Source organism: Arthrobacter sp. JUb119 (assembly GCF_024807995.1).
In the GTDB taxonomy this organism is placed as follows: Bacteria; Actinomycetota; Actinomycetes; order Actinomycetales; family Micrococcaceae; genus Glutamicibacter.
On record NZ_JANUFE010000001.1, the window covers coordinates 538,203 to 558,571 of the forward strand.

Below are 20,369 nucleotides of genomic sequence, written 5' to 3' on the forward strand. Positions count from 1 at the left end.
ACTAGCTGAGGCAAGAAAATCCGCCCTGCTCCAGAATTCTGGAGCAGGGCGGATTTTTTGCCTTGGCGCCCGCAAAGCACGATTGTGAACTCGAGCACGTGCCCTGTGGTTGCGCGCGCAAAAAAAGGCCGTTGAACCGGACAATTTCCGATCCAACGGCCTTCATGCTGGTGCCCAAGGTGGGACTCGAACCCACACATCTTTCGATACCGCATTTTGAGTGCGGCGCGTCTACCGATTCCGCCACTTGGGCTGGCACTTTGACTACTTTACTAGAGGTTTTCCAGATTTCCTAATCAGGAACCTCGCGTCTTCGCCTCAACAAGAGTACATGCCAGTAGGCTTAGATGTGAAACCGAGGCAACGTGGCTTCGCTGAACTGAAACCATCTAGATACTGCCCATTCAGCGGGCAGGATTTCTGACCATGGAGGAAGGCGCCAATGAGCGAACTACCTGAAATCACCCGCATCCCATCCGAGGTGCAATCCACTCCGCGTCGAGTGGTCGTTGCCGAGGATGAAACCCTGATCCGCTTGGATATCGTCGAAATTCTCCGTTCCGAAGGGTACGACGTCGTCGCCGAAGCCGACAACGGCCAGACCGCCCTGGAGAAGGCGCGCGAATTGAAGCCCGATCTGGTGCTCATGGACGTGAAGATGCCGGTCATGGATGGCATCACCGCCGCCGAAGCCATCGTCAAGGAACGCATCGCCCCGGTCGTCTTGCTGACCGCCTTCAGCCAGAAGGAACTGGTGGAGCGTGCCCGCGAAGCCGGTGCCATGGCCTACGTGGTCAAGCCGTTCACCCCGGCAGACCTCACTCCGGCCATCGAAATCGCGATTTCCCGCAATGACGAGCTGCGCGCGCTGGAGGAAGAAGTCAGCAACCTGGCCGAGCAGTTCGAAACCCGCAAGCTGGTTGATCGCGCCAAGTCGCTGCTCATCACCAAGATGGGCTTGACCGAGCCGGAAGCGTTCCGCTGGATCCAGAAGACCTCCATGGATCGCCGCCTGAGCATGCGCCAGGTTGCCGAGACGGTCGTCGACCAGGTCAAGTAGGGACCGCCAAGCACTGGATTGTGCGCCAAGCCACTTATGGTTTGGCGCACATTTTTTATGCCTGCGATGCGCCGATACCGCGCTTGGAGGCTAGTTAACCCTCTGGTAACCAGTTGTTCATCCGAGTTTTCCCCGGATGGGGTTGAAGTTCCGGATTGACGTACTGCGCCGTACGCCTAAGATGGAAATTGCGCTTAGAACGAAGTCCTGCACGCCAATGCCTTTCGCAGGATCCTATTTCTGGCCCGTTCTCTTTTTCCTTGCCGTTCGACCCCTCAGGCTGGTATTCAATGGATTTGACGCTTATCGTCGTCCTGGTCATTGCCTTGGCGTTGTTTTTCGACTTCACCAATGGTTTCCATGACACGGCCAATGCGATGGCCACCCCAATCGCAACCGGAGCAATTTCCCCTAAGAAGGCAGTTGCCCTCGCCGCAATTCTGAACCTGGTTGGCGCATTCCTCTCCACCGAGGTAGCGAAGACCATTTCAGGTGGCATCATCAACGAAGACCCGACCTCGGGCGTGGCTATTGGGCCGGCGATGATTTTCGCCGGCCTGATGGGCGCCGTGATCTGGAACCTGTTCACCTGGTTGCTGGGACTGCCTTCGAGCTCCTCCCACGCATTGTTCGGCGGCCTGGTAGGCGCCGCGATCGTCGGTGCAGGCTTCGCCTCGGTGAACTACAGCGTGCTGCTCTCCAAGGTGCTGCTTCCGGCCCTGTGCGCGCCGGTGATCGCCGGCATCTCCGCGTACCTGTGCACCAAGCTGGCCTACGCGATCACCAAGCGCGAGAATGGAGCGGCGCCCAAGCGCGGCGGCTTCCGCTACGGGCAGATCTTCTCTTCCTCGCTGGTCGCGCTGTCCCACGGCACTAACGATGCGCAGAAGACCATGGGCATCATCACCCTGACCCTGGTGGCTTCTGGCCTGCAGGATTCCGACTCCGGCGTGCAGTTCTGGGTTGTTGCCACCTGTGCCTTCGCCATCGCGCTGGGTACCTACACCGGCGGCTGGCGCATCATCGCCACCATGGGTTCGGGCCTGACCGACGTGAAGCCCGCGCAGGGCTTCGCAGCCGAGATGTCCACCGCTTCGGCGATCCTGACCTCCTCGCACCTGGGCTTCGCGCTGTCCACCACCCAGGTAGCCTCCGGCTCCGTGATCGGTTCGGGCATGGGCCGCAAGGGCGGCGAAGTCCGCTGGGGCACCGCAGGACGCATCGCGTTGGGCTGGCTGTTCACCCTGCCAGCAGCCGCGGCCGTTGGCGGCGTGGCCGCAGCGATCACCCACCTGGGCACCATCGGCATCGTGATCGTCGCGATCGCCGGCACCGGCGCCATGCTGACCATCTGGTTCCTCTCGCGCAAGCAGCCGCATGACCACGAGTCGAACATTTCCGACATCGATAACTCGGGCGCAGCGGTGAACATCCTGACCAAGAAGGAACGCCGTGCCAAGGCCAAGGCGGAAGCCAAGCTGGCCAAGGCTGCCGCAGCGCAGAAGGAAGCCGATAATTCATGATTGACTGGACAGCCTTTCTCATCGTCGCCGCCATCACCTGGTTTTCCGCGATGGCGATCGTGGCGGCCTACTCCTTCGGCGTCCGCCTGCTGGCAGTTGCCAAGGACGAGGGCCGCAACCAGAGCCTGAGCAATGCCGGAGCCTACGCTTGCTTCGCGATTTGCGGCCTGATCGTCCTCTTCGGCGTGGTGCTGATCGTGCCGCAGCTGAGCGAAGCGATCCTGGGCTTCTCCTCGAGCCACTAGGAACTGCTCGCGGCTGCGGGTGGATCCGACACGATTTTCGGGTCCCTCGACAACTTGATATTGCCTTCGATGGAGGCACCTCTAGACTGGAGCCATGACTAGCTTCAAGTACTACGTGGGTGCCTCCATCGATGGTTTTATCGCCGATCGCAGCGGAAGCGTCCAATGGTTCATCCCCTATGCCACGCAGCCGGGAGTGAAAAAGCATTTCGACGAGTTCTTCGGGAGCGTCGGCGCCGTAGTGATCGGTGGCAAGACCTACGAGAACATCGTCCGTGATGCTGCCGAGGGAACCGTGCCGTGGGTGTTCGGCGAGAAGCCGGTGTGGGTCTTCACACACCATGAACTGCCGACACTGCCCGGAGCGGACCTGACCTTCATCCGCGGCGAGGTGGGCTTCTGGAGCCGGGACATCGCCCAGAGCGCAGGGGCCGGGGACGTGTGGGTGGTTGGCGGTGCCGACCTGGCTGGAGCGTTCGTCGAAGCCGATGCGCTCGATGAGCTGCTTCTGGTCACCGTTCCGGAGGTGCTGGGCGACGGGGCCAATATCTTTGGCCGCGGGATCAGCACGCAGCTCTCGGCCCTGGGGATCACCGAGCTCGGCGCGGATATCTTCCTCTCGCGCTACGCGATCGGCTAAACGGCCAAGGGGACCAGCCGGCCAGGGCCAGCGCTCCGGAAAAGCCGGATCCGCCGCGCTTGGCGCGAACGGCGCCTGCGGGGATCAGTTTTCGACCGGCAGCAGCATATTGGTGATGCGAGCGGTCGCGACACGCTGGCCCTGCTCATTGCTGATCACGATCTCATGGCAGGTGCTGCTGCGGCCCAGATGCACCGGCGTGCATACCCCGGTGACCAGCCCGGTGCGCCCGGCCTTGTGGTGGGTGATGTTCAAATCCACGCCGACCGGGTTGGCCCGGCCGGCACCGTGCAGCGCAGCGGCCATCGAACCGAGGGTTTCGGCAAGTGCCGCCGAAGCGCCGCCATGCAGGATGCCGTAGACCTGGGTGTTGCCCGCCACCGGCATGGTGGCGGCAACGCGCTGGGGTTCGAACCCGGTGAAGATGATTTCCAGTTTCTCCACGAGTTCGCCCACGCCATTGTGCAGCAGGTAGGGCCACATGGATTCGGGAATACCGTGGCGGGCCAGCTGCGCGGCAAACGGATGTGCCGAAGATTGCGTGGTTCGAGAAGTGAAATTGTCGCTCATGGCAACTAGGCTTTCAGGTGTGAGCGAAACTACCAAACCGACTGCTTCGTCGGACAAGAGACTGCTGATTATTGACGGACACTCCATGGCCTTCCGCGCGTTCTATGCGCTGCCTGCAGAGAACTTCGCAACAAGCACCGGCCAGCACACCAATGCCGTGCACGGATTCGTATCGATGCTGCTGACGATGATCCGCCAGCAAAAGCCCACCCACGTTGCGGTGGCCTTCGACTTGGACACCCCGACTTTCCGCTCGCTGGAGTACACCGAGTACAAGGGCGGACGCAATAAGACGCCCGAAGAGTTCTACGGGCAGATCGATCTGATCCAGGAAGTCATGAAGGCGATGAACATCCCTTCGATCACCCTGGAGAGCTTCGAGGCCGATGACATCCTGGCCACGCTGGCCACCCAGGGCGAAGAAGCCGGTTTCAACGTGCTGGTGGTGTCCGGCGACCGCGACGCCTTCCAGCTGATCACCGACAAGACCTTGGTGCTGTACCCGAAGAAGGGCATCAGCGATATCCCGCCGATGGATGCCGCAGCGGTGGAAGCCAAGTACTTCGTGCGTCCCGAGCGCTACTCGGATTTGGCGGCTCTGGTCGGCGAAACCGCGGATAACTTGCCCGGTGTGCCAGGCGTGGGGCCGAAGACCGCCGCCAAATGGATCAACCTCTACGGGGACCTGGCTGGCATCCTGGAGAATGTGGAGAACATCAAGGGCAAGGTCGGCGAGTCGCTGCGCGAGCACGTGGACAACGTGACCCGCAACCGCCGGTTGAACCAGCTCAAGCACGACCTGGAACTCCCGGTCACGCTCGATCAGATGGAACTCGAAGCCCCGAACCGCGAAGAGATCGAGAACCTGTTCGACGCGCTGGAATTCAACACCCTGCGCAAGCGCCTGTTCGACCTGTTTGCAGCCCAGGAAGAGGAAGCGGCACCCGAAGTTGCCGAATTCTCCCGGGTGCTCGGCGCCGATGCCGACGCACTGGACGGATTCATCGGGGCCGGGAAGGGCGCGCCGATCGCAATCCAGCCTGCTGCGGTTGACGGCGAAGCCGTGGGTCTGGCCCTTTTCCGCGGGTCGGAAGCCCTCTGGCTGGAACTGGCCGAACTCGATGAAGCCACCGAAGGCGTGCTTGCGCAGTTCCTGGCCGATGAGAACGCGCCGAAGCTCTTCCACGATGCCAAGGCCGCCATGCACCTGCTCATCGAGCGCGGGCTGCGGATCGCCGGCGTCAAGGACGACACCTTGATCAGCGCCTACCTGATCCAGCCCGATCGCCGCAGCCACGACCTGGTGGACGTGGTGCAGTACCACCTGAAGTACGCCGTGCCGGTGCATCAGGCCAAGAAGGGCGAACTGGATCTGGGGCTCACTTCGGATCTTGCCGAGCCAACGTTGGCCCAGGCGCAGGCCATCCACGACCTCTCCGCCTACCTGGCTACCAAGCTGGCCGAGAAGCACGCGGACAAACTGGCTGCCGAGATGGAGCTGCCGCTGATTCCGGTACTCTTCGAGATGGAACGCGCCGGCGTGGCAGTGGACGTGGATCGCCTGAACGAACTGCGTGCCCACTTCACCGAGCAGGTGGACCAGGCCACCAACGACGCGTTCGCCGCGATCGGCCACGAAGTCAACCTCTCCAGCCCGAAGCAGCTGCAGGTGGTGTTGTTCGAAGAGCTGGATCTGCCGCGCACCAAGAAGATCAAGACCGGTTTCACCACCGATGCCGAGTCGCTGCAGGATCTGCTGGTCAAGACCGGGCACCCGTTCCTGGTCGCGCTGATGGCCTACCGCGACGCGATCAAGCTGCGCCAGACCGTGGACGGCCTGCTCAAGGCCACCCACGATGATGGCCGGATCCACACCACCTATGCGCAGACCGTGGCCGCGACCGGGCGCCTCTCCAGCCTGAACCCGAACCTGCAGAACATCCCGGTGCGTTCGGAAGAGGGCCGTCGCATCCGCGACGTCTTCATGGTCGGGGCCGGCTACCAGAGCCTGCTGACAGTGGACTACTCGCAGATCGAAATGCGCATCATGGCGCACCTCTCCGAAGACGAGGGGCTGATCGAGGCCTACCAGAACGGCGAGGACCTGCACCGCTATGTCGGTTCGCGCGTGTTCAACGTCGAGCCGGACGAGGTCACCTCGGAGATGCGCTCGAAGGTCAAGGCGATGAGCTACGGCCTGGCCTATGGGCTGAGCAGCTTCGGGCTGTCCAAGCAGCTGAAGATCGGCGTGGACGAGGCCCGCAAGCTGATGAAGGACTACTTCGACCGCTTCGGTGCCGTGCGCACCTACCTGCGTTCGGTCGTCGACCAGGCCCGCAAGGATGGCTACACCGAAACCATTTTCGGACGCCGCCGCTACCTGCCGGAGCTGAACAGCTCGGATCGCCGGCTGCGCGACATCGCCGAGCGTGCCGCGTTGAACGCCCCGATCCAGGGTTCGGCCGCCGACCTGGTGAAGGTGGCCATGCTGCGCATCGATGAGGGACTGCGCGCTGGGCAGTACAAGTCCCGGATGCTGCTGCAGGTCCATGACGAACTCATCCTGGAGATCGCCGAGGGGGAGCTGGAAGCAGTGCAGGAGCTGGTGACCCGCGAAATGGGACAGGCCGCAGATCTGCTGGTGCCGCTGGATGTCCAGCCGGGCATCGGCCGGACCTGGCACGACGCCGCGCACTAGGGGCAGCAATCGAAAGGGGCAGGGGCACCGCGGGTGTTCCTGCCCCTTTCGGCAGGATCGAATGGGCTTGGGGAAAGAGACGAACTTGGAGCACTACTCGCGCCGTTGGGCGCTGAAAACCGGAAGCCTGGGGCTGGGGGCGCTGGCCGCCGCGCTGGTCTCCGGTTGCAGTACCGGCGGACCGGCGGAACGAGCCGGGTCCGCGGCGGCCTCGGCAACGGCGAGTCCTTCGCCCACCGCCACTGCTTCACCCCGGCCTACCGCCAGCCTCCAGACGGTGTATCCGAGCCGGAGCCAGGTCATGGAAAAGTTCAAGAATGTTCCTGCAGGGCAGTTCGGGCTGGAAGTCCCGGGCATCGAGCTGGGCCTGCCCAAGGGCAATGCCGCCGCGGCGTTGACCTTCGATGCCTGCGGGGGACCCCGGGGCTCGGGGGTGGATGGGGCCCTGCTGGACGCCTTGCGTGCCAAGCAGGTGCCCGCGACCCTCTTCGTGAACGAACGCTGGGCACGCGCCAACGCGCCGCTGATGGCCGAGCTGGCCAGCGACGAGCTGTTCGAGATCGCCAACCACGGAGCCAGCCACGCCCCGCTGGCCACTTCCGGGCAGGCAGCCTACGGCATCGGGGGCACGGAGTCGATCGGCCAGGCCTACGACGAGGTGATGGGCAACCAGCGGTATCTTGCCGACCAATTCGGCATCACCGCGAAATTCTTCCGCTCCGGCACCGCCCATATGGACGAAGCCGGCGCGGCAATGTGCCGGGACCTGGGCGTGGTGCCGATGAACTTCACCGTCAACCTGGACGCCGGGGCGACCTTTGGCGAGCAAGCCGTGGCCGCCCAGGTCCGCCAGCTGGCCGCCGGGGACGTCGGCATCGGGCACTTCAACCAGCCCGCCTCGGGTACTGCCAAGGGCGTGGCGCTCGGGCTGGGGCAGGTGCTGGATTCCGGCCTGCGGTTCACCACGCTCTCCGCTGCCTGGTGAATGCACCCCTTGCGCCGGCCGGACAGGCGCATAGACTGTGATCAGCCGATTTCCTCGCCAAGGAGCACGATGAGACCAGAGACCCCGCCGCAGCTGGAAACCCGGACCTGCCAGGCTGCGATCCGCAGTCCGGAACTCGACGAATCGATCAAGCTGTTCCATCAGGCCACCGGGATCGGCTTCTACGAGCAGCTGCCCGAAGAGCCCAATTGGACGCACTACCTGGACCTGACTTATGCGCAGAAAATGCGCTTCTCCCTGGTGTTCGATCAGCAGGCCGAACCGCACTCGCGCCATGCAACCTACCCGGTGCACACCTATGGAGCATTCCCCGGGCTGCTCAATGCCGGCGGCGAGGCGCCGGTGGCAACGCACAAGATCTCCGCGGTCACCGTCGCGCCGAGCTATCGGCGCCGCGGCATCCTGTCCAGGCAAATCACCGCCGACCTGGCCTATGCCCAGCAGGCGGGTTTCCCTATTGCGGCTTTGACCGCGTCGGAAGCGACGATCTACGGGCGGTACGGCTTCGAGCCAGCTACCTACCAAAGCCGATTCACGCTCAAGTGCGCCCACGGGGTGAAGCTGCGCGTGCAGGTACCCGGCCGGGTGGTGGATGCCGATCCGCAGCATTTCGGGCCCGGCTATGCCGCGCTGGCCGTGCGCGCGCTCGAGCAGACCTTCGGCTCCGTGGACAGCACCGAGTTCGACAATGGCTTTGCCCTGGGCCGCTGGGACACCTGGGAGACCCTGGAAAAGCCGAAGAACCTGCGTTTTGCCGCCTACTACGATGACGCTGGCCAGCTCGGCGGATTCGCCACCTACAAGTTCGGCGGCTGGGACGAGCCCAAGGCGAAGTTGGTGGTGCACAAGTTGGTGGCCACCAGCGACGCCGCGCGCATCAAGCTCTTCGAGTACCTGGGCAACCATGATCTGGTGGAAGAAGTGCATGGCCAAGGCCCGGTGGCCGATCCACTGCGCCAGGTGCTGGAGAACGTGCGGGACTACCACGTGCGTTCCATTGACGATGTGCTGTGGCTGCGCGTGCTCGATGTTGTTGCCGCCTTCCAAGCGCGCGGCTACCAGCGCGATGCCCGGCTGCTATTGAGCGTGAGCGACCGGCTGGAGCTGATCTCCGGAACCTACCTCTTCGAGGTGTCCGATTCCCGCGCCACGGTGAGCCGGATTGAGGACGGGCAGGCCGACTCCGGGCTGCCGCGCGTGGCGCTTTCGGAGCGGGAGCTGGCTGGACTGTACCTGGGCACCGTGCAGCTGGACCAATTGCTGGATTCGGGACGCGCCGAACTGGTCGGCGGGGGAGCTGCGGGGGACTGGGTTCACTTGTTCAGCGTGGCTCGCGAGGGTTTCACGCCGCACGGTTTCTAGTGGGACGGGTCGCATTATCCGGTTGATATGACGAAGTTCACAAAATGCTGGCGAGGATGTTAGCGGGTTACGCTTTGACCCGCGGTGTGCTAGGCGCGTAGACTTGAACAGCGTGCCATGGCTTCGTCATGTCCGCATTCATGTTCTACCCCCTTCGAAATTCCGGGACTTCCGGGGTTTCGACTGATCAAATCTATCCACATCGGAGTCCCTACTACATGACCATCACCTCGAACGAGAACAACAGCGCACCAGTCGTCGCAATCAACGACATTGGATCTGCTGAGGACTTCTTGGCCGCAGTCGACGCCACCATCAAGTACTTCAACGATGGTGACCTCGTCGAAGGCACCGTCGTCAAGGTTGACCACGACGAAGTTCTGCTCGACATCGGTTACAAGACCGAAGGTGTCATCCCTTCCCGCGAGCTTTCCATCAAGCATGACGTTGACCCAGGTGAAGTTGTCACCGTTGGCGACAGCGTCGAAGCCTTGGTCCTGACCAAGGAAGACAAGGAAGGCCGCCTGATCCTGTCCAAGAAGCGTGCGCAGTACGAGCGCGCTTGGGGCGACATCGAAAAGATCAAGGAAGAGGACGGCGTCGTTACCGGTACCGTCATCGAGGTTGTCAAGGGTGGCCTCATCCTGGACATCGGCCTGCGTGGCTTCCTGCCAGCATCGCTCGTCGAGATGCGCCGTGTGCGCGACCTGGCTCCATACATCGGCCAGGAAATCGAAGCCAAGATCATCGAGCTGGACAAGAACCGCAACAACGTTGTGCTTTCCCGCCGTGCATGGCTCGAGCAGACCCAGTCCGAGGTTCGCTCGACCTTCCTCAACAAGCTGGAAAAGGGCCAGGTTCGTCCGGGCGTTGTTTCCTCCATCGTCAACTTCGGTGCATTCGTGGACCTGGGCGGCGTAGACGGCCTGGTACACGTTTCCGAACTGTCCTGGAAGCACATCGACCACCCATCCGAGGTTGTCGAGGTTGGCCAGGAAGTAACCGTAGAGGTTCTGGAAGTCGATCTGGACCGCGAGCGCGTTTCCCTGTCGCTGAAGGCTACCCAGGAAGATCCTTGGCAGACCTTCGCCCGCACCCACGCACTGGGTCAGGTTGTACCGGGCAAGGTTACCAAGCTGGTTCCATTCGGTGCGTTCGTACGCGTCGAAGACGGCATCGAAGGCCTGGTTCACATCTCCGAGCTTGCAGTTCGCCACGTTGAACTGGCTGAGCAGGTTGTCTCCGTTGGCGACGAACTGTTCGTCAAGGTCATCGACATCGACCTGGAGCGCCGCCGCATCTCGCTGTCGCTCAAGCAGGCTAACGAAGGTGTTGACCCAGAGGGCACCGAGTTCGACCCAGCACTCTACGGCATGGCTGCAGAGTACGACGAGGCCGGCAACTACAAGTACCCAGAGGGCTTCGACCCAGAGTCGAACGAATGGCTCGAGGGCTTCGACACCCAGCGCGCTGCATGGGAAGCACAGTACGCTGCTGCCCAGGAGCGTTGGGAAGCACACAAGAAGCAGGTTGTTGCCGCTATCGCTGCCGACGCAGAAGCAGAGCCTGCTGCTGCCGGTGGTTCCGAGCCAGCTCCAGCTTCGTACTCCTCGGAGGCACCAGCCACCGATGCAGGCACCCTGGCTTCGGACGAAGCACTGGCTGCACTGCGCGAGAAGCTGACCGGCAACTAATTCCGGCTTCTGCCTCGTGCAGAGATCGTGATTAGCTTTAGCTGATTCACGAAGGTCCAACCCTGCAAGGGTTGGACCTTCGTTGTTTAACTGGTTTTTTGCTTGCCGGCATGGCTGGCACGTCATTATTTCTGCTGACATCCGCCGGGCAGGAATAGCTCCGAAGGAGCACTGCTCTTAATACTTGCTGAGGTTAGACTAAAAGTGCACCGATCAGGTGGACTCACTAACGGCAGGTAGTAGCACATGGCAACGACAGGAAATTCGCCGGCAGACTATGCGGCAGGCGCAACTGCCGGACAGCAGATCCCGGTGCGCCAGGTCAGCCGCGAGGAGTGGGAAACTGTACCGCGCACTATTCCCAATTTCTGGGTTGCCGTAGCGACCTGGCTTCCGCTGGTTGCACTGGTGGTCTTCGTCCGTTCGGATCTTCTGCATTCCCCGTACCTGGACAAGGGCTTCATGGACATCCTCTCCTTCTCCATGGTCGCTACCGTCCTGGCCATGATCTTTGGCGGCGGACGGCAATCACCCTGGATGGGCTTGGGCGTAGCCGCCGGAATCTATTTCCTGCTGGCTCCTGCCGGGGACCTGCAAAGGATCCTGATGCTGGCGCTGGGCTATTTCCTGCTGCTCGCACTGTCCGTAGGTCTCATGGACGCACGGTTCCGACGCCTGCTGAGAACCTGGAAGCGTGAAGCCTCAGGAGGCATCGCCTTGGCGCCGGGGCAAGAGAGCGATTTTGGAATCACCAAGCAAATGTCGCCCATGGTATGGAAGCTTGCGGTAGGAGCACTGATCTACCCGCTGCTCCGGCTGGGCTGGGAACTGGTCAGCACGGAAGTTTATTCGCTGCATGACTTGGATGAAGGTTACCGTCTTGACGTGTACGCCGCGGCCGTCCTGCTGGGCATCAGCCTGCTGCTGAGCATGCTGCGCTGGATGCGCTTGAAATCGATGGGACTTTTCGCACTCGAAGTTCCAGCGGACCACCGAATTGGTCCAACGTCATTGCGGGCCTATGGCAACGCGATCCTCATCGAAACGGAAGAAACCGGGGCCTGCCTGTGCCGCAACGACGACAAGAACGGATCCAAGCAGAAATTTGAGGATCCGCGATTCATTTTCTGCTCAGAGGTGTGCCCGGTGCACGGGGTGCATGCGGTCAACCAGCGCTCGGCCGAAGAGTTCCTGGGCATCGCCTCCCAGCCCTGGGTCTATGGGGAGAACCTGAATGGGAAACTGCTAGAGGCAACCGGCCAGCGCTTGGTCATTGCAGGGCTCAGCGGCTGGGGCTCACGCCCGGTCGCGGTGCGCGTTTCATGGCTCTACGGTGGAGGGAAGCAGGCCAGCGCCTACTACGTCCCGGCATCGGCACGCGAGCCTCTGGCCAGAACCAAGCGCCGCCTGGCGGTTCTGACCCCTGCCGGTGATTCGGTTACGGCTGATACTTTCGAGAATAATGAGCGGGGCGAGATCGACCGGATCGACCTTCGTCCATTGGGGATCAACGCCCAAGCCGTCCGCGTGCACGGTGGACGCCCTTTCTTGATCTAGCCGGATGGCGCCGGCGCATTGCCGCGAACTAGGCGGCCTTGGCCATGTGGTAGCTGTTGCGCACCGGGGTCTGGGTGGGATCGACGAAGCTGGGCAGGATGACCTTGGGTACGCCATCGTCGGCAATGACCTTGATCAACCCGGCATGAACGTCATGATGATGCGTGTCGCAGAGCATCGCGCTCCAGTAGACCGCAGTGACACCGCCCTCGGACCAGAACCAGATGTGGTGGATGTTGCAGCGTTCGGGATCCATGGTGCACCCGGGAACTATGCAGCCGCGATCGCGCACCGCAACACCCAGACGCATGTAGTTCGGATGCTTGCGCTGGCTGCGCCCGATATCAAGCAGCTCGCCCCTGCCGCCGAGCACCATCGGGATGATGCGTGCCCTGGACAGGGTCTGGCGCAGGTCAGTTGCATCGAGCTTGAAACCGTGCTGGGTGATGCCATGGGTTCTCGCGCGGCCTTCCAACTCGTCCAAGGTCAGCATGACCACGACCTGCGGGGTGATGGTGGGGACATCCACGGTGCCTGCATCATTCCCATCGGCGCCCTTGGGGGTCCCGCCATTGCGCGCGGCATCCAGCAGCTCCTGGAGCCGCTTCGTGTTGATCTCCAGCAGATTCATCAGGCCGTTGAGGCGGCGTGCCGCGGGAGAAAGCGGTGGGGAAACAGGATCTTCGCTGGCGGCAGCTTCCTCATCGGTCAAGAAGTCCGGATGGCCTCCGGCGTCGGCCTGGTAGGAAGTGCCAGGGGCAGCATCCTGCTCTGTACGTTGTCCCGGAGACTGGGCAAAAGCCTCCCGTGCGGCTTGGCCGGAACCGGAGCGGGGATTGTCGCTTTGCGAAATGCCCGATTCGAAGAGTTCTGCGCGCGTAGGGCGCAGGGCGAGGTCGTAGTGGACCAGGCCGCCGCGTTCGCCCCGCCGGTACAGGCCTTCCTGGGCTTCGGGCCGCTTCTTGCCCAAGCGTTCCTTCTGGGATTTCAGGAAGCTGTTGACCAATTGCCTGCGGGTGCCGGGGTCGGGCTCGTCCAATTGCTGGTTGACGATGGATTCAAGCAGCTCGCCATCTTCGGTGAGCGCCGAGGCGGTGGCCGGTGCGGCGTATTCGTCGCGTTGGGGTTCCAGAGCGCCCAGGCGCCGGGCCGCGCTGAGCACTTCGGCTGGCGGCTGGCGCAGATCGGCGAAGCGCCGCGCCAGCAAAGGGAACTGTGCCTGGTGCCGCTGATGTTGGTAGTCGTATTGCGCGAAGACGTGGCTGGCGGATTGGATGCGGCGCTTGGCCTCGAAATGGTCGGTGCGCAGCCAGGATGCCAGCAGTGCCGCAGGGCCGGTGAAGCTGGGCCGCTTTCCGGTGCGCTGGGCAGGGACGGAGAAATCGGTGGTGCCCTGGCGGGCTGCGGCGAGTTCAACCTGGGCCAGGGTGTGCGCCGCGGTGTCATCGACCAGGTGGGCTGCGTAGATCTGGGTGCGAAGGGCCTGGTGGGCCGAAGCTTCAGCCGCGGTGGACAGGGCCAAGGCGTAGCGCGGATCGTGCAGGTAGTGGGACTCGGGGCCGGTGGCTGGATCGGCGCAGAGCAGGGTCTGGTGCAGGACGGGGATGAACGCGGCGACGGCCAGGGCGTCGTCCACCGCGAGGGCCGGCGCGTCCTTGATCGCTTGGGCAAGCCCGGCTAGCGCCTGGCTGACAGTTCTGTTCATGGCCCCAGCATGCGCCAGGCGGTGCGCGGCGTGCCGGCCGGCAATACGGCCTGTGGAAAAGCCTAGTGCGCGCGGGTTGATGCAGTCACGGTGAAGGTCCTGTCGCGGGCCAGCTGTTCGGTGGGGCCAACGCGGCGGGCCAATTCGCTGCGGTAGCGCAGGTGCGAGTTGAACACGCACAGCAGGGTGCCTCCGGGAGCGAGCACGCGGGCGGCGTCGTCGATCAGCTTGAACGCGATGTCGGCGGTGACGGTGTTGCCGATGTGGAAGGGCGGGTTCAGCGTGACCAGGGTGGCGCTGGCGTCGGGCAGGCGGCCCAGGGCGTCATCCTGCACGGCAGTGAGGCGACCGTCCAGGTTGTTGCGTTGAGCGGCGGCCAGGGTGGAGGCGACCGCGGAGGCCGAATGGTCCGAGGCGTCCACGCGCAGCTGCGGGTTTTCCAGTGCTGCGCAGATGCCGATCGCGCCGTTGCCGCAGGCCAGATCGACCAGCGTGGCGTGCCCGGAGAGGTCCGGAAGGTTTTCCAGCAGCAGCCGGGTGCCCGGATCCAGCCGGGCGGCACCGAAGGTCCCGGCACCGGCATGCAGCGTGAAGCTGGTGCCGCGCACCTGGTGGGTGGCAGTGGCCGGGAAGCTGCTGGCGGGCTGTTCGGCGCGCGGGGTGCTGGCGGTGAGCACCCGGGATTTCTGCCGGGCCAGCGAGACGTCGACGCGGGTGAAATGCTCCGCGAGCACCTCGTTCATGGAACGGCTCATGTGCTTGATGCGGCCCCCGGCGAAAAGCTTCGCGCCGGGATCGGCGACGGCTGCTGCCGCGGCGGCCTGTTCGCCCAGCACGTCCAGTCCGCGAGGCAGGGCCAGCAGGATCGAACTGGCGCCCTGGGCAACCTGTTCCAGGGTGCAGAATTCGAGGTGTCCGGCCCGCTCGGGCATGAGCCGGGCGAGGTTGGCCTCGATGGCCCGGCGCGCGGTGAGCGAATCGGTGTGCACGCGCACGCTCGTGCTGCCTAGTGCCAGTGCGCCCAGGGCCAGCGCGCCGTAGTGGTCGCCGATGACCGCGATGGCATCCGGCCAGCGGTCCGAGGGTCCGGCCGCGGCGGCGCAGGTGTCCAGGATGAGCCGGTCGCAGGCGTCGGCGGCGTAGAGGTTGGCGGCTTCGACATCGGGCCAGCGGCGCAGGGCGGGCAGCAGGGCCTGGAGGCTGCTGGCGGCAGCGGGCGTGCCTTCGGGATTGGCGGCGGAGTTCAAATCAGATCAACCCATTGCGTGTTGGCGGCGGCCAGTTCCCCGGCGCCGGAGGTGAGTGAGGCGATGCCGGTGCGCAGCTGCGCGGCGGCTTCGGGCGTGTCCGGGATGCCGATCTGCACGATTGCGGCATCGGCCTGCCAGAGGGTCGGTTCGACCTGGTAGCCGGCGGCGCGCAGCTCGTTCTCGTAGCGGGCCGCGTCGGCGTGGGCGGCGGCGAAGGTGAAGATCCGCATGCGCTGGCGCAGGTGCAGCTGCGCATTGTCCAGCCCGGAAGATACCGCCTCGGAATATGCGCGGACCAGTCCGCCGGCGCCAAGCTTGATCCCGCCGAAGTAGCGGACCACCACGGCCAGCACGTCCGAGAGCACGCTGCCGTCGGCGATTTCGCGCTTGGCCAGGGCATCGAGCATCGGGATGCCGGCGGTGCCCGAGGGCTCGCCGTCGTCGTTGGAGCGCTGGGCCATGCGATCGGGGCCCAGGATGAACGCGCTGCAGTGGTGGCGGGCATCGAAGTGGGTCTTGCGCAGGGCCGCGATCTGCGCGCGGGCGGCGGCCTCGGTTTCGACCCGGTAGAGGTAGGTGATGAATCGCGAACGCTTGATTTCCAGCTCGTGCACGCAATCGCTGGTCAAGGTCGTGTACCGTGTCGCGGCCGAGTCGTTGGTGTTCATCCCTCTTAGTTTATAGGGTGGGAACATGATGCATGTGGGACTGACCGGGGGAGTGGCCTCCGGAAAATCTGCGGTCGCGGCCAAATTGGCCGCCCTGGGAGCCGTAGTCATCGATGCCGACGCGTTGGCGCGCCAGGTGGTCGAACCCGGCACGCCCGGGCTGGCTGCGATCAAGGACACGTTTGGCGAAGCCGTTTTGCTGGCCGACGGGTCGCTGAACCGTCCCGCATTAGGCGCGATAGTCTTCGCCGACGAGGCGGCGCGGGCCAAGCTCAACGCGATCGTGCACCCGCTGGTGCGGGAGCAAGCGGCGAAGTTGCGCCAAGGAGCGCCAGCCGGCTCGCTGGTGGTCGAGGACATCCCGCTGCTGGTCGAGACCGGCCAGCTGGACAGCTTCGACGCGGTGGTCGTCGTGGCCGCCCCGCACGCCGAACGCATTCGCCGCATGGTCCAGGATCGCGGCTGGACCCGGGAAGACGCCGAGGCCCGGATGGCCGCGCAGGCCACGGATGACCAGCGGGCGGCCGTAGCCGACTACCTGCTGGATAATTCCGGTACCTTGGAAGAACTGGAGGGGCAGGTTTCTGCCCTCTACCGCCAATTGGCGCCAGCACAGGAGTAGGAATGTACAAGATCTGCAAGTGGAGCACCCTGATCGCTTTCGCCGTCGCCTTGGTGCTGTGGCTCGGTTTTGGCGGCCGCGCCGAATTCGTTGCCAGCGAATCCGGGCCGTATTCGCCGGTGGTCTACATTTCCGGCTGCCTGGCCTTGCTGGGGCTGATTGCCGCCACCATCATGACCGTGGGATTCTTCGGCAGCAGCATCCAGCGCACCGTCAAGCGCAATGCGATCCGCTACGGGATGCGCAAATAGCACCCCGGGTTTAAGCTGAAAGCTGGCTAGGGCGCAGCCCCAACGGTCGGGGCAAGTGGATATGCTGGAAGCATGAGTCTTGCACAGCCGATCAAGCGCGTGGTCGCCCCCTTCGAAGTCATCAGCGAGTACCAGCCTGCCGGCGACCAGCCGCAGGCCATCAAGCAGCTGACCGAGCGGATCAACGCCGGCGAGAAGGACATCGTGCTGCTCGGTGCCACCGGTACCGGCAAGTCCGCGACCACCGCCTGGCTGGTGGAGCAGGTGCAGCGCCCCACCCTGGTGCTGGTGCAGAACAAGACCCTGGCCGCCCAGCTGGCCAACGAGTTCCGCGAGCTGATGCCCAATAACGCGGTGGAGTACTTCGTCTCCTACTACGACTACTACCAGCCCGAGGCCTACGTCCCGCAGACCGATACCTTCATCGAGAAGGACTCCTCGATCAACGAGGAAGTCGAGCGCCTGCGCCACTCGGCCACCAACTCCCTGCTCACCCGCCGCGACACCATTGTGGTCGCCACCGTCTCGTGCATCTACGGCCTGGGCACTCCCGAGGAATACGTGGCCGGGATGGTCACCGTGCGCACCGGCGAGGAACTGAACCGCGACGCGATGCTGCGCCAGTTCGTGGCCATGCAGTACACCCGCAACGACATGGACTTCCACCGCGGCACCTTCCGCGTGCGCGGGGACACGGTGGAGATCATCCCGATGTACGAAGAGCAGGCCGTGCGCATCGAGTTCTTCGGCGACGAGGTGGAAGCGATCCACACCCTGCACCCGGTCACCGGCGAGGTGATCCGCGAGGAGACCGAGATGTACATCTTCCCGGCCAGCCACTATGTGGCCGGTGCCGAGCGGATGCACAAGGCGATCAAGCGGATCGAGGACGAGCTGGCGGTGCGCCTGAAGGAGCTGGAATCGCAGAACAAGCTCGTCGAGGCCCAGCGGCTGCGCATGCGCACCACCTACGACCTGGAAATGATGGAGCAGATGGGTTTCTGCAACGGCATCGAGAACTACTCGCGCCATATCGACGGCCGCGATGCCGGCAGCGCCCCGCACTGCCTGATCGACTATTTCCCCGATGACTTCCTGCTGGTGATCGACGAGTCGCATGTCACCGTGCCGCAGATCGGCGCCATGTACGAGGGCGACATGTCCCGCAAGCGCACGCTGGTGGAACACGGCTTCCGCCTGCCAAGTGCCATGGACAACCGCCCGCTGAAATGGGATGAGTTCCTTGAGCGCATCGGGCAGACCGTGTACCTTTCGGCCACCCCGGGCAAGTACGAGCTGGGCAAGTCCGACGGGTTCGTGGAGCAGATCATCCGCCCCACCGGGCTGATCGACCCCGAGATCATCGTCAAGCCCACCAAGGGCCAGATCGATGACCTGCTCGATGAGATCCGTACCCGTGTGGATCGCGATGAGCGCGTGCTGGTCACCACGCTGACCAAGCGCATGGCCGAGGACCTGACAGACTACCTCACCGAGCACCAGGTGCGGGTGCAGTACCTGCACTCCGATGTGGACACGATCCGCCGCGTGGAGCTGCTGCGCGAGCTGCGCATGGGTTCCTTCGACGTGCTGGTGGGCATTAACCTGCTGCGCGAGGGCCTGGATTTGCCCGAGGTTTCGCTGGTCGCGATCCTGGATGCCGACAAGCAGGGCTTCCTGCGTTCGGCCACCAGCCTGATCCAGACCATCGGCCGTGCCGCGCGTAACGTCTCGGGCCAGGTGATCATGTATGCCGACAAGATCACCGATGCGATGGACCAGGCGATCGAGGAGACCAATCGCCGACGGGCAATCCAGGAAGCGCACAACAAGGAGCACGGGATCGACCCCACGCCGCTGCGCAAGAAGATCGCTGACATCACCGACCAGCTGGCGCGTGAGGATGCCGACACCCAGGAACTGCTGAACAACAACCGGTTGGCGAAGAATGCCAAGCGCACCAAGGCCTCGTCCGCGGTGCGCAAGGATGGGCTGGCCGCCGCCCCGGCCGAGGACCTGCTGGCCCAGATCGGGGAAATGACCGAGCAGATGCACGCCGCGGCCGCTGAGTTGCAGTTCGAACTGGCCGCCCGGATCCGCGATGAAGTTTCCGAGTTGAAGAAGGAATTGCGCCAGATGAAGGCTGCCGGGCACGCGTAGCCCTGCTGCTGTCCGGCGCAGTAATTGGGACATGCGCCAAGCCTGTGCAGTTCCTGTGCGCTACACTTGATCACTGGACGTAGGGGAGTATCCCAATGCTGTGGACGTCAACACGCGAACCAATGATGTTTCGCCGGGCACAGCAGCCGATCACTGAGCCAGCTATCGAAGTGTTTCGAATTCTGGTGTGGCGGCGGAGAGACTTGCGGCGATTTTCCATACCCTCCAACGAAAGGTCGCTCGTCCGTGGGCACTAATGGGTTAACTATTCAATTCGAGATCATCGCGCTGATTGTTCTGTGCGCGGTGCTCATCGCAGACCTGCTGTACGTCACCAAGCGTCCGCACATTCCTTCCATGAAGGAAGCAGGCATTTTTGTCGGCATCTACATCTCCTTGGCATTGATCTTCGGTGCCGTGATCTGGACGCAGGCTGGACCCCAGCTTGGCCAGGAATTCTACGCCGGCTGGGTCACCGAATACGCGTTGTCGGTGGACAACCTGTTCGTCTTCATCATCATCATGGCGCGCTTCTCGGTACCGCGTAAGTACCAGCAGGAAGTGCTGATGTTCGGCATCATCATCGCGTTGGTCCTGCGCGCAATCTTCATTGTGCTCGGCGCCGCGATCATCGAGCAGTGGTCGTGGGTCTTCTACATCTTCGGTGCCTTCCTGCTCTGGACCGCATGGAACCAGCTCAAGGACGAGGATGAGGACGAGGAAAGCGGCCTGGTCAAGAAGCTGACCTCCAAGCTGCCGATTTCCAAGGACTTCGATGGCGCCAAGCTGCGCACCGTGGTCGACGGCAAGAAGCTGTTCACCCCGATGGTGCTGGTCTTCGTGACCATCGGCATGACCGACCTGCTGTTCGCCTTCGACTCGATCCCGGCGATCTTCGGCCTGACCAAGTCCGCGTTCATTGTGTTCACCGCGAACATCTTCGCGCTGATGGGCTTGCGCCAGCTGTACTTCCTGCTCGGTGGCCTGATGAACCGCCTGGTCTTCCTGAAGCACGCACTGAGCTTCATCCTCGCTTTCATCGGCGTGAAGCTGGTCTTCCACGCCCTGCACGAGAACAGCCTGCCGTTCATCAACGGCGGCGAGCCGCTGCATTACGCGTGGCTGGACATTTCCGTGGGTGTTTCGCTGCTGGTCATCCTGGGCGCGATCGTTATCGCAACCGTGCTGTCGCTGTGGAGCCCATGGGGCAAGCGCGCCGCTGCTTCGGCTGAAGCCGCGGAGCTCGCCGGCGCAGCGGAAGCTGCAGAGCAGGACGCGGCCAAGTAATCCGCACAATTACCCGCCGGGACCAGTTGCTTCCAACTGGCCCCGGCGGGTTTTCCGCACCCGCATAGTGT

17 protein-coding genes and 1 tRNA gene are annotated in these 20,369 nt (G+C 63.5%); 13 read left to right on the plus strand and 5 right to left on the minus strand.

The genetic code is table 11. From position 1 onward, the window contains the following. Positions 1–168: 168 nt before the first annotated feature. Positions 169–253, minus strand: a tRNA-Leu gene (locus M2368_RS02590). Between the two features lie 189 nt (positions 254–442). Here M2368_RS02590 and M2368_RS02595 point away from each other — a divergent pair. From M2368_RS02595 to M2368_RS02610, 4 genes are all read left to right on the plus strand, one after another. Further along, positions 443–1,060 (plus strand): ANTAR domain-containing response regulator, encoded by a 618-nt coding sequence (locus M2368_RS02595; RefSeq protein WP_105656703.1) that lies wholly within the window; start codon positions 443–445, stop codon positions 1,058–1,060. 290 nt (positions 1,061–1,350) lie between these two features. Further along, positions 1,351–2,583 carry an inorganic phosphate transporter gene (locus tag M2368_RS02600; RefSeq protein ID WP_105656702.1) on the plus strand — a complete coding sequence of 411 codons (1,233 nt, stop codon included), beginning with the start codon at positions 1,351–1,353 and terminating at the stop codon, positions 2,581–2,583. Continuing rightward, positions 2,580–2,828, plus strand: a complete 249-nt coding sequence (locus M2368_RS02605) for a hypothetical protein (protein WP_105656701.1) — start codon at positions 2,580–2,582, stop codon at positions 2,826–2,828. Before M2368_RS02600 ends, M2368_RS02605 begins: the two co-directional genes overlap by 4 nt. A 94-nt stretch (positions 2,829–2,922) precedes the next feature. Beyond that, positions 2,923–3,468, plus strand: coding sequence for a dihydrofolate reductase family protein (locus M2368_RS02610; protein WP_105656700.1), 546 nt, complete (start codon positions 2,923–2,925; stop codon positions 3,466–3,468). Positions 3,469–3,552: 84 nt separating this feature from the next. Here M2368_RS02610 and M2368_RS02615 read toward each other — a convergent pair whose 3' ends face one another. Further along, the gene (locus M2368_RS02615) at positions 3,553–4,038 is read right to left on the minus strand and encodes a hotdog fold thioesterase (RefSeq protein ID WP_105656699.1); all 486 of its coding nucleotides are present in this window, start codon (positions 4,036–4,038) and stop codon (positions 3,553–3,555) included. 85 nt (positions 4,039–4,123) lie between these two features. Between M2368_RS02615 and polA the strand changes: the two genes are divergently transcribed. The 5 genes from polA (at position 4,124) to M2368_RS02640 (ending at position 12,355) form a co-directional block, all read left to right on the plus strand. Beyond that, the gene (gene polA / locus M2368_RS02620) at positions 4,124–6,736 is read left to right on the plus strand and encodes a DNA polymerase I (protein WP_402696317.1); all 2,613 of its coding nucleotides are present in this window, start codon (positions 4,124–4,126) and stop codon (positions 6,734–6,736) included. A 67-nt stretch (positions 6,737–6,803) separates the two neighbouring features. Next, positions 6,804–7,721, plus strand: coding sequence for a polysaccharide deacetylase family protein (locus tag M2368_RS02625; RefSeq protein ID WP_498723983.1), 918 nt, complete (start codon positions 6,804–6,806; stop codon positions 7,719–7,721). 69 nt (positions 7,722–7,790) lie between these two features. After that, positions 7,791–9,104 carry a GNAT family N-acetyltransferase gene (locus M2368_RS02630; RefSeq protein ID WP_166650792.1) on the plus strand — a complete coding sequence of 438 codons (1,314 nt, stop codon included), beginning with the start codon at positions 7,791–7,793 and terminating at the stop codon, positions 9,102–9,104. 218 nt (positions 9,105–9,322) lie between these two features. Next, positions 9,323–10,798: a 30S ribosomal protein S1 gene (gene rpsA / locus M2368_RS02635; protein WP_013349277.1), complete on the plus strand. Its 1,476-nt coding sequence runs from the start codon at positions 9,323–9,325 to the stop codon at positions 10,796–10,798. Between the two features lie 246 nt (positions 10,799–11,044). Continuing rightward, positions 11,045–12,355: a hypothetical protein gene (locus M2368_RS02640; RefSeq protein ID WP_105656695.1), complete on the plus strand. Its 1,311-nt coding sequence runs from the start codon at positions 11,045–11,047 to the stop codon at positions 12,353–12,355. Positions 12,356–12,383: 28 nt separating this feature from the next. On the opposite strand, the gene M2368_RS02645 is transcribed toward M2368_RS02640, so the two are convergent. From M2368_RS02645 to M2368_RS02655, 3 genes are all read right to left on the minus strand, one after another. After that, entirely contained in the window at positions 12,384–14,060 is a 1,677-nt protein-coding gene (locus tag M2368_RS02645; RefSeq protein WP_332486753.1) for an HNH endonuclease signature motif containing protein, read from the minus strand. A 62-nt stretch (positions 14,061–14,122) separates the two neighbouring features. Beyond that, positions 14,123–15,307 carry a class I SAM-dependent methyltransferase gene (locus M2368_RS02650; RefSeq protein WP_332486755.1) on the minus strand — a complete coding sequence of 395 codons (1,185 nt, stop codon included), beginning with the start codon at positions 15,305–15,307 and terminating at the stop codon, positions 14,123–14,125. Continuing rightward, positions 15,304–15,978 carry an IMPACT family protein gene (locus M2368_RS02655; RefSeq protein ID WP_105656693.1) on the minus strand — a complete coding sequence of 225 codons (675 nt, stop codon included), beginning with the start codon at positions 15,976–15,978 and terminating at the stop codon, positions 15,304–15,306. The genes M2368_RS02650 and M2368_RS02655 overlap by 4 nt, the downstream gene beginning before the upstream one ends. Before the next feature lie 25 nt (positions 15,979–16,003). On the opposite strand from M2368_RS02655, the gene coaE reads away from it, so the two are divergent. The 4 genes from coaE to M2368_RS02675 all read left to right on the plus strand — a co-directional run bounded on the left by coaE (position 16,004) and on the right by M2368_RS02675 (position 20,298). Then, positions 16,004–16,600: a dephospho-CoA kinase gene (coaE, locus tag M2368_RS02660; RefSeq protein WP_105656692.1), complete on the plus strand. Its 597-nt coding sequence runs from the start codon at positions 16,004–16,006 to the stop codon at positions 16,598–16,600. Positions 16,601–16,602: 2 nt separating this feature from the next. Then, positions 16,603–16,851: a hypothetical protein gene (locus M2368_RS02665; RefSeq protein ID WP_105656691.1), complete on the plus strand. Its 249-nt coding sequence runs from the start codon at positions 16,603–16,605 to the stop codon at positions 16,849–16,851. Positions 16,852–16,923: 72 nt separating this feature from the next. Next, positions 16,924–19,011, plus strand: coding sequence for an excinuclease ABC subunit UvrB (gene uvrB / locus M2368_RS02670; RefSeq protein WP_105656690.1), 2,088 nt, complete (start codon positions 16,924–16,926; stop codon positions 19,009–19,011). A gap of 246 nt (positions 19,012–19,257) precedes the next feature. Beyond that, positions 19,258–20,298: a TerC family protein gene (locus M2368_RS02675; protein ID WP_105656689.1), complete on the plus strand. Its 1,041-nt coding sequence runs from the start codon at positions 19,258–19,260 to the stop codon at positions 20,296–20,298. Positions 20,299–20,369 lie beyond the last annotated feature (71 nt).

Excerpts from the sequence above, each read along its gene's own strand:
- rpsA (WP_013349277.1), top strand. The coding sequence starts at position 9,323 with ATGACCATCACCTCGAACGAGAACAACAGCGCACCAGTCGTCGCAATC.
- M2368_RS02600 (WP_105656702.1), top strand. The coding sequence starts at position 1,351 with ATGGATTTGACGCTTATCGTCGTCCTGGTCATTGCCTTGGCGTTGTTT.
- M2368_RS02655 (WP_105656693.1), bottom strand. The coding sequence starts at position 15,978 with ATGAACACCAACGACTCGGCCGCGACACGGTACACGACCTTGACCAGC.
- M2368_RS02605 (WP_105656701.1), top strand. The coding sequence starts at position 2,580 with ATGATTGACTGGACAGCCTTTCTCATCGTCGCCGCCATCACCTGGTTT.
- M2368_RS02645 (WP_332486753.1), bottom strand. The coding sequence starts at position 14,060 with ATGAACAGAACTGTCAGCCAGGCGCTAGCCGGGCTTGCCCAAGCGATC.
- M2368_RS02665 (WP_105656691.1), top strand. The coding sequence starts at position 16,603 with ATGTACAAGATCTGCAAGTGGAGCACCCTGATCGCTTTCGCCGTCGCC.
- uvrB (WP_105656690.1), top strand. The coding sequence starts at position 16,924 with ATGAGTCTTGCACAGCCGATCAAGCGCGTGGTCGCCCCCTTCGAAGTC.
- M2368_RS02615 (WP_105656699.1), bottom strand. The coding sequence starts at position 4,038 with ATGAGCGACAATTTCACTTCTCGAACCACGCAATCTTCGGCACATCCG.
- coaE (WP_105656692.1), top strand. The coding sequence starts at position 16,004 with ATGATGCATGTGGGACTGACCGGGGGAGTGGCCTCCGGAAAATCTGCG.
- M2368_RS02630 (WP_166650792.1), top strand. The coding sequence starts at position 7,791 with ATGAGACCAGAGACCCCGCCGCAGCTGGAAACCCGGACCTGCCAGGCT.
- M2368_RS02610 (WP_105656700.1), top strand. The coding sequence starts at position 2,923 with ATGACTAGCTTCAAGTACTACGTGGGTGCCTCCATCGATGGTTTTATC.
- polA (WP_402696317.1), top strand. The coding sequence starts at position 4,124 with ATGGCCTTCCGCGCGTTCTATGCGCTGCCTGCAGAGAACTTCGCAACA.
- M2368_RS02595 (WP_105656703.1), top strand. The coding sequence starts at position 443 with ATGAGCGAACTACCTGAAATCACCCGCATCCCATCCGAGGTGCAATCC.
- M2368_RS02640 (WP_105656695.1), top strand. The coding sequence starts at position 11,045 with ATGGCAACGACAGGAAATTCGCCGGCAGACTATGCGGCAGGCGCAACT.